The organism is Nocardia sp. CC201C, assembly GCF_030010695.1.
GTDB lineage: Bacteria > Actinomycetota > Actinomycetes > Mycobacteriales > Mycobacteriaceae > Nocardia > Nocardia otitidiscaviarum.
On record NZ_JASCXP010000325.1, the window covers coordinates 1 to 8597 of the forward strand.

The 8597-nt window shown below is 67.5% G+C and carries 8 protein-coding genes and 1 tRNA gene; 7 read left to right on the top strand and 2 right to left on the bottom strand.

Annotation, left to right across the window (positions count from 1 at the left end; translation table 11 throughout):
- Positions 1-293, bottom strand: a 293-nt coding sequence (locus tag QK444_RS26910) for a WhiB family transcriptional regulator (protein WP_282784918.1), incomplete at its 3' end; no start/stop codon positions are given.
- A gap of 299 nt (positions 294-592) precedes the next feature.
- Here QK444_RS26910 and QK444_RS26915 point away from each other — a divergent pair.
- Positions 593-2956, top strand: coding sequence for a transglycosylase domain-containing protein (locus QK444_RS26915; protein ID WP_282784920.1), 2364 nt, complete (start codon positions 593-595; stop codon positions 2954-2956).
- Positions 2957-3322: 366 nt separating this feature from the next.
- On the opposite strand, the gene QK444_RS26920 is transcribed toward QK444_RS26915, so the two are convergent.
- Entirely contained in the window at positions 3323-3787 is a 465-nt protein-coding gene (locus tag QK444_RS26920; RefSeq protein WP_282784922.1) for a GatB/YqeY domain-containing protein, read from the bottom strand.
- A gap of 122 nt (positions 3788-3909) precedes the next feature.
- Here QK444_RS26920 and QK444_RS26925 point away from each other — a divergent pair, with 122 nt between their 5' ends.
- The 6 genes from QK444_RS26925 to QK444_RS26950 all read left to right on the top strand — a co-directional run.
- Positions 3910-4875: a metallophosphoesterase gene (locus QK444_RS26925; RefSeq protein WP_282784924.1), complete on the top strand. Its 966-nt coding sequence runs from the start codon at positions 3910-3912 to the stop codon at positions 4873-4875.
- Between the two features lie 454 nt (positions 4876-5329).
- Positions 5330-6220: a hypothetical protein gene (locus tag QK444_RS26930; RefSeq protein ID WP_282784926.1), complete on the top strand. Its 891-nt coding sequence runs from the start codon at positions 5330-5332 to the stop codon at positions 6218-6220.
- A 420-nt stretch (positions 6221-6640) separates the two neighbouring features.
- Positions 6641-7438 carry a hypothetical protein gene (locus tag QK444_RS26935; RefSeq protein ID WP_282784928.1) on the top strand — a complete coding sequence of 266 codons (798 nt, stop codon included), beginning with the start codon at positions 6641-6643 and terminating at the stop codon, positions 7436-7438.
- A 64-nt stretch (positions 7439-7502) separates the two neighbouring features.
- Positions 7503-7576 (top strand) — tRNA-Pro (locus QK444_RS26940).
- A 261-nt stretch (positions 7577-7837) separates the two neighbouring features.
- The gene (locus QK444_RS26945; protein WP_282784930.1) at positions 7838-8290 is read left to right on the top strand and encodes a hypothetical protein; all 453 of its coding nucleotides are present in this window, start codon (positions 7838-7840) and stop codon (positions 8288-8290) included.
- Positions 8278-8597 (top strand): transcriptional regulator (locus QK444_RS26950; RefSeq protein WP_282784932.1); only part of this gene is annotated, 320 nt, incomplete at its 3' end. The genes QK444_RS26945 and QK444_RS26950, both read left to right, overlap by 13 nt.

An 8597-nucleotide genomic window follows, 5' to 3' on the forward strand; every position in this document is an offset into this window, starting at 1 on the left:
CGGAAGAAATCCGCCCAGGAGGTCACCTCCGGGTGCTGCTTCAACAGCGCCCGGCGCTGCCGCTCGGTCATGCCGCCCCACACTCCGAACTCGACGCGATTGTCGAGGGCGTCAGCGCCGCACTCCATCAACACCGGGCAATGCCGGCAGATGGTGGCCGCCTTGCGCTGCGCCGCGCCACGCACGAACAGCTGGTCGGGATCCACTTCCTTGCATCGGGCCTGGGAAACCCAGGCGATTCTCGCTTCGGCCTGCTCCACATCCAATCGAGCGATCGGGGTAGTCATGTGCATTTGGTGTGCCCCTTTGCAGTCCGAACACCGGGTCACGGCGCTCCAGAATCGCGTACGACGCGCAGCTACCCAACCCCGCTGCGTTCCGCACCACATTCCACTTTGAGTGTTAGCTCTATCACACTGGGTTCTCAATCTAGATAGTGGTGCGCGCCCTGCGCAAGACCGTGCTGAGATTTTCTGGTACGTCCGTCCATGCAATCGAGACATGGAACCGGGCAGTCGGCCTCATTTGTGACAAACCGACGCCGACGACACGCGCACACCGAGTGCCCGCGAGGCCAATTAGGCTAGGACTCGTGCCGATATCACGAACGCTCGCGAGACTCGCCGGCAGCTGCGTACTGGCCGCCGTGCTGCTCGCCGGGCTGCTCTTCCCGCTCGCCGGTGGATTCGGATACATCTCCAACCGCGCCGCGGACGCCGTCGACAATGTCTCCGCCGAACTGGTGGAGGGCACTGTCCCCGCGGTGTCCACCATGGTCGACGCGAACGGCACCCCGTTCGCCTGGCTGTACGAGCAGCGCCGGTTCGAGGTGCCCAGCGACAAGATCTCCAACGACATGAAACTGGCGATCGTGTCCATCGAGGACCGCCGCTTCGCCGACCACCACGGCGTGGACTGGCAGGGCACCTTCCGTGCCTTCCTCACCAACACCTCCAGCGGTGAAGTGCAGCAGGGCGCCTCCACGCTCGACCAGCAGTACGTGAAGAACTACCTGCTGCTGGTGGTGGCCAAGACCGACGCCGAGCGCCGCGCCGCCATCGAGACCACCCCGGCCCGCAAGATCCGCGAGATCCGGATGGCGCTCACCCTGGACAAGCAGCTCACCAAGGACGAGATTCTCACCCGGTATCTGAACCTGGTGCCCTTCGGCAATTCCTCCTACGGCATCCAGGACGCCGCGCAGACCTACTTCGGCATCGACGCCAAGGATCTGAACGTGGTGCAGTCGGCCATGCTCGCGGGCATGGTGCAGTCCAGCTCCAAGCTCAACCCCTACACCAACCCGCAGGGCGTGCTGGAGCGGCGCAACACCGTACTGGACACCATGATCCAGAACATTCCCAGCCGCGCCGACGAATTCCGCAAGGCCAAGGCCGAACCGCTGGGCGTGCTGCCGGAGCCCAAAGGACTGCCGCGCGGCTGCATCGCGGCCTACGACCGCGGCTTCTTCTGCGACTACGCCCTCCAATACCTGGCCAACGCGGGCATCAGCCGCGACCAGATCGACAAGGGCGGCTACCTGATCCGCACCACCCTCGACCCGGTCGTCCAGGACGCGGTGAAGGCGTCGGTGACGCAGAACGCCGACCCGAACCTGGACGACATCGCCCAGGTCATGAATATCGTCGCGCCCGGCCAGGATTCGCATCCGGTGCTGGCCATGGCGTCGAGCCGCACCTACGGACTCGACGCGGCGGCGAATCAGACGGTGCAGCCGCAGCCGTACTCGATGGTCGGTGACGGCGCGGGCTCGGTGTTCAAGCTGTTCACCACCGCCGCCGCCATGGAGAAGGGCCTCGGCATCAGCGCCCAGCTGGATGTGCCGTCCACCTTCCAGGCCCGGGGCATGGGTAACTCCAACACCCCCGGCTGCCCGGCCGAGACCTACTGCGTGAAGAACGCCGGTTCCTACAAGTCGCCCATGTCGGTGACCGAGGCGCTGGCGACCTCGCCCAACACCACCTTCGTCAAGCTGATCCGGGACGTGGGCGTGGAGCCTACGGTGGATATGGCGGTGCGGCTGGGCATGCGCTCCTACACCCAGCCCGGCACCTCCGGCTTCGGCAACCAGAGCCTGGCCGACATGGTGAAGAACCAGAACCTGGGCTCGTTCACGCTCGGGCCGGTCGCCATCAATCCGCTCGAGCTGTCGAATGTGGCGGCGACGCTGGCCTCCGGCGGCAAATGGTGCCCGCCCACCCCGATCCGGGAGGTGCTGGACCGCAACGGCAAACCGGTGCCGCTGACGCAGCAGGCGTGTGAGCAGGTGGTGGAGCCGGGTCTGGCGCACACCCTCGCCAATGCCATGGGCAAGGACGACATCAGCGGTACGGCGGCGGGCGCGGCCCGCTCGGTGGGCTGGAACGGGCCGCTGTCGGCGAAGACCGGTACCACCGAATCGCACCGCTCCTCGGCGTTCCTGGCGTTCACCAACTCGTTCGCGGGTGCGGCCTACATCTACGGCGACACCCCGACACCCGGCGAGATCTGCTCGTTCCCGCTGCGCAACTGCTACAGCGGCGACCTGTTCGGCGGTAACGAACCGGCCCGCACCTGGATGGGCGCGATGAAGAACGTGCTCGACCGCTTCCCGCCGCTGGCGTTCCCGCCACTGGACGACAAGTATGTGCGCGGCTCCAACAATGCCCAGATCCCCGATGTCGTCGGCATGAGCCAGGGCGAGGCCACCTCGACCCTGATCGGCGCGGGCTTCCAGGTGTCGGTCGCCTCCGCCCCCGGGCCGACCAAGGGCACCGTGCTCAGCATCTCGCCGGACGGATCGGCGATTCCGGGCTCGGTGGTCACCATCTACGTGAGCGACGGCAGTGAGCGCCCGGCCCCGGTGCAGACACCGGGACCGCCGCCCGGCCTACCGAGCCTGCCCGGTCTGCCACAGTTGCCACCGATACCGCTGCCGATACCCATCCCGCGCTAGCCGGCGCGAGAATGCGAATTGCCCGAAGTGCAGCACACTTCGGGCAATTTGCCCTTTTTGCACGTATTCCCACCTATCAGGCGGAGAACTATCCGTCGAAAATGCCTTTCGGCCCTGTCCAGTCGGTCTCGCAAAGTGTTGGCTATCCGTACCGACAGACAGCGCGGGCGAAGGGACGGACGGCCATGACGGTGCTGCTGACAGTGCTGATCATCTGGATTGTGTGCTCGGTGCCGATCGCACTCCTACTAGGCCGGATACTACGAGCGAGCGCTCGCCGCCCGCACCGGACCGCGCCGGAACCCCGTGCGGTCCGAGCCGGGAGAAACGGCTCCCGCGCCCACCGACGCAAGCCGCACGCGCGGGTCAGAGCCTGGATTTGACCGCTGCGGCAACCCGCGAGCCGTCGGCGCGGCCCGCCGCCAGAGCGGTCGCGGCCTTCATGACCTGGCCCATCTGCTTCATGCCGGGGCGCTCCCCGTTCTCCTCGGCCACCTGGGCGATGGCGGTGTCGGCGATATTCGCGACCTCCGCGTCGGTGAGCGGCGTGGGGAGGTACTCCTCGATGATCGACTCCTCCGCGCGCTCATTGGCGGCGAGCTCCCCGCGACCGTTCTGCTCGTAGACGACGGCGGCCTCGTTGCGCTTCTTGGCTTCCTTGGACAGCACCGTGATCACCTCGGCATCGGAGAGCTCCCGAGCCTCGGTACCGGCGACCTCCGCGTTCTGCACGGCGGTCAGCAGCATGCGCAGCGTGTTGAGCCGCAGCGCGTCCTTGGCCTTCATCGCGGCCGTGAGGTCCGTACGCAGCTTCGCCTTGAGTTCCGACATGCGCTCACGCTACCGCTCGCGGCCCCCGCACCCGCCACTCTTTTTCCCGGTGTCGACGCCCCGGAGTGGTCCACGCCTCACACAAGTCGATGTTTCCCCCGCAGGTCGCCTATTCTGGGCGAATGCCCGTCATCTCGACCTCCGCCCTGCGAAACGCCGCTCTGGGAGCCGCCGGGGCCGCGGTCGCCGGAATCGGTTACGCCTCGCTCATCGAACGGAACGCGTTCGTGCTGCGGGAGGCGACGCTACCGGTGCTCGAACCGGGTAAGCCCTCGCTACGCGTGCTACACATCAGCGATCTGCACATGACACCCGGCCAGCAGTTGAAGCAGGCGTGGGTGCGGGAGCTGGATCGGCTGGAACCGGATCTGGTGGTGAACACCGGCGACAACCTGGCGCACCCCAAGGCAGTGCCGTCCGTCGTGCAGTCGCTGGGCGGACTGCTGGCGCGGCCCGGCATCTTCATCTTCGGCAGCAACGACTACTTCGCGCCGGTGCCGAAGAATCCGCTGAAGTACTTCAAGTCCGACCACAAGCGAGTCTTCGGCGACCCGCTGCCGTGGCAGGATCTGCGCGCCGCCTTCAGCGAGCGGGGCTGGCTGGACCTGACGCACGTGCGCCGCGATATCGAGGTCGCCGGGGTGAAGATCTCGACCGCGGGCGTGGACGATCCGCACCTGAAGCGGGATCGCTACGACACCGTGGCGGGCGCGCCGAACCCCCTGGCGGACTTGAGCATCGGCCTCACCCACTCCCCCGAGCCGCGGGTGCTGGACCGCTTCGCCGACGACGGCTACGACCTGGTCATGGCCGGGCACACCCACGGCGGCCAGCTGTGCCTGCCGTTCTACGGCGCGCTGGTCACCAACTGCGGCATCGACCGCTCCCGGGTCAAGGGCGCGTCGCGCTGGGGCGCACACACCCGCCTGCATGTGTCGGCTGGCCTGGGCACCTCGCCGTGGGCCCCGTACCGCTTCTGCTGCCGCCCCGAGGCCACCCTGCTCACTCTGGTGGGCGCACCGCCGAAGAAGCCGGCCGCCGACACCGGGCGCGGGATCACCGCGTCTTCGGCCACTGCTGCGCGGTAGGCGTCGGCCGCGATATACAACGCGGTGATACGACAGGCAGGGGACGACCATGAGTGGCGACGACCGCAATCAGCCGGAGCCGCAGTGGTGGCAGGGCGCGCCCGATCCGGATGCGCAGTGGCGGCCGGGGACCTACGGGCCGGACGAGCCGGGGCGGGGAGCGCCGGACCCGATGACGCAGCCGCCCGCCACCGGCCGGTATCCGCCCACCTCACAGTCTTATCCGTCAGGGCCTTATCCGTCGGGGCCCTATCCGTCGCAGCCACAGGGTGACTCCGGCTCGTACCAGGCGGGAGCGCCCGCCGGGTACCAGCCACCCCCGCCGGGTGGCCAGCCATGGCCCGGCGCGGCTCAACCTCGGCCCGGCTTCTCTCCCGGCGGACCCGACGCTTCTCCGGCCGGATACGGCGTGTCTCCTGCCGGGCCGCCGACCGCCGCGTACCAGGCGAGTCCGATGGATCAGACCGTCGCCGGATACGGCGGGGCCGGATACAGCGGGGCCGGGTACAGCGGGGCCGGGTACAGCGGGGCCGGGTACAGCGGGCAGCCGCCGTACGGTGGTGCACCCGGATACGGGCCTCAGAGCGGCGGCCAGCCGCCGAATGGCAAGCGCGGCAAGGGTTTGCTGTTCGCGGGCATCGGTGCGCTGGCGCTGGTGGTGGTCGGCGCGGTCACGGCGGTCGCGCTGGCGAACCGGGATTCGGCCGATTCCGCCTCGCCGGGCAGCACCCCGTCCATGGTGAGCGCGCTGACCACGGAGAGCTCCGCACCGTCCACGAGCACCGCTCCCCGGACCACGGCGGCGCGCCCCACCACGCCCGCCGCGGTGATCCCCGGCTACCAGGTGGTCGCGCTTCCGGAGAACGGCGCGGCCTACGATGTGCCCGCCGATTGGGAGATCGACCGGAGCACCGTCGAAATCGGCTACGGCGCTGACGCTTTGCCGGTGGCGGGGGTGGCGCAGGAGGGCGCGGGCTACTGCCCCGACTACGTGCGCACCAATATGTTCCTGACCCAATCCGACGAATCCGATCCGGTGCGGGCGATCTCCGACGTCACCACCCGTGTGATCGGATTCGCCTACACCACCTCCACGGACTCCACACCGGGCCCCGCCGAATCGTTCCGGACCTCCGACGGCAAGCTGCAGGGCGTCTTCGTGGAAACCACCGGCAACGCTCCCGCGCCGAGCCCGGGCTGCGCGTCCACCTACGCCATCTACACCTTCGGATTCCCCGGCGACAGTGGCGCTTTCGTGCTGACCATCATCGCGGACACGGGTGTGGACAAGGCCGTGAACACAGATTTCGCCAAGCAACTCCTGGCCACTCTCCGCCCCATCTAGGTGGATCGGCGGCCGCAAGAAACAGGGGGGTCGACCATGACCAGTGGCTCCAACGACCGCGATGACGATGGGACGCAGCGGAATCCGGAATGGTGGGAGGGCGCTCCCGAACCCGGTTCGCGGTGGCAGTCGCAGCCGCGCTACCCGGAGCAGCCCGGCGACCCGACGACGCAGGCTGGGTACGGTGCACCGGGCGGGTACGGGGGCTATCCGCCGCATGCGCCCGGACCCGCACCGCAGCAATCCGGGCCGGTGCCGAATCCCACTGCGCCACAATCACATCCTTCCGGACCTGCTTCGCCTCCATCCGGACCTGCTTCACATCCTTCCGGACCTACTTCGCCTCCATTCGGACCTGTTCCGCATCTCTCCGGACATTTTTCGAACCCGTCCGGAACCGTTCCGAATCCGTTCGGAACGATGACGAGTCCGTCGGCGCCGAACCCGTACCAGTCCGGTCCCGCGCCGTTCCCTCCGAACCAGTACGGTCCGCCGCCCGGCGGCGGCCGAAAGGGCTTACTGTTCGCGGGTATCGGCATCGTGGTGCTGGCGCTGGTCGCCACGGTGGCCGTCATCCTGGTGAACCGCGGCTCCGAGGAACCGGTCGCGGGTCCGACCACCACCACCTCCGCGGCCGAGCCGACCACCACGACCAGAACCACCCAGCAGACGACGGGGCCGACCACGCCGCCGCCGGTCATCCCCGGCTATCAGGTGATCTCGCCCACCGATATCGGCGCGGCCTGGGATGTCCCGCAGGACTGGGTGCTCGACGAGTCGATCAAGGAGTTCGCCAGCGCCGACGAGACCGTCCCCGTCTCCGGCCTCACCACCGAGGGCGTCAACTACTGCACCGATTTCGTGCGCACCAACATGTTCCTGAGCGCCACCACCAACCCCGACGCCACCGCCTCGGCCCGCGAGATCGGCGAGAGGATCGCCCGCATCGGCTGGACCACCGGCTCCGCCGTCACCTCCACCCCCGGTGAACCCCTCACCAACACCGACGGTTCCCTCCAGGGCGTCTTCATGGAAACCACCGGCACCTTCACCGCCCCCGACCCCCGCTGCGCCGACACCTTCTCCGTCTACACCTTCGCCGTCTCCGGCGGCACCACCAACTCCATAGTCCTCACCATCGCCGCCGACACCGGCGTAGACCGCTCCATAGACCCCACCTTCGCCCGCCGCCTCCTCACCACCCTCCGCCTCATCTGATCCCCTGACCAGCCGATTTAACGTCCACCCCCACCGTGCGCTAAGCTACTCCCCGTTCGCTTCACGGGGTGTGGCGCAGCTTGGTAGCGCGCTTCGTTCGGGACGAAGAGGTCGCAGGTTCAAATCCTGTCACCCCGACGTGTTGGTTGAGACACAGCATCGGCCCTGACCATTTCCAATGGTCGGGGCCGATTCGTATTTCCAGGCCGTTCGATGCCCCTTCCATCGACGCTCGTCCGCAGCACGGTCGCCTGTTGCTGAATCGCATTCGCCCATCGGACCTATCGCATCTCGCGGGTCGGTGCGGGACTCACCCTCGACTCCGTCTCGCTCGAGTGCGCCTTCTCCCTGGAGAGATACTAGTTGATGAATGGAAACTAGTTGACATAGAGTGGACTTGTGAACGCCGCACCAACGCCGCAGGACGCACTCCAAATCGCCGCAGACGCCACCGAACAAGCCCGCCGCGCACCCGCCATGCCCGGATGGGTGCCGCCGGTCGCAGGGTTGCTCGGCGGGAGCGGACTCGTCCTGTTCAACCTGGGACAGCCCGCCCGCAGTGAAACGAATATCGAACTCACACTCACCGGAACCGCACTGCTGCTCACGCTCGCCGCCCTCATGGCGTGGTTGCATTTCACGCAGCGGAATGACGGGGTGCGGCCCCGGGCGATGTGGCAGCGCCCGGCGCGGCGCTGGGTGCGAGTATCGGTCTTCCTAGTGCCGATACTCTTCGGCGCTATCGTCGGCACCAGTCTGGAAGGGTGGCCGCTTATTCCGTTCGGAATGGCCATGGGCGGCTGGATCTGGTTCGTACTGGCACGACAGCGAGGCATCCCGTGGCGGATCTGAGCGAACTACTCGCCTCACTCCCCCGCCTGAAACTGGTCGCATTCCTCGAGGGTTGCAGCGAGGCCGAATTCGGAACGATCACCGAACAGTGCGAGCTGAACAAATCCACCCTGTCGAAGGCGATGACCGTCCTCGACGACGCCGGATATATCACCATCCGGAAGGGGTACGTGGGACGCAGGCCGAAAACTTGGCTGGCACTTACCGATAGCGGCCGAAAAGCCTACCGCGACCACCTCGAGGCTCTCACCGCGCTCGCGCGCAGGGCGCGAGAGAACACCGGCGAGAGACAACGTCCACTCCAGCA

Excerpts from the sequence above, each read along its gene's own strand:
- QK444_RS26920 (WP_282784922.1), bottom strand. The coding sequence starts at position 3,787 with ATGTCGGAACTCAAGGCGAAGCTGCGTACGGACCTCACGGCCGCGATG.
- QK444_RS26925 (WP_282784924.1), top strand. The coding sequence starts at position 3,910 with ATGCCCGTCATCTCGACCTCCGCCCTGCGAAACGCCGCTCTGGGAGCC.
- QK444_RS26930 (WP_282784926.1), top strand. The coding sequence starts at position 5,330 with ATGGATCAGACCGTCGCCGGATACGGCGGGGCCGGATACAGCGGGGCC.
- QK444_RS26935 (WP_282784928.1), top strand. The coding sequence starts at position 6,641 with ATGACGAGTCCGTCGGCGCCGAACCCGTACCAGTCCGGTCCCGCGCCG.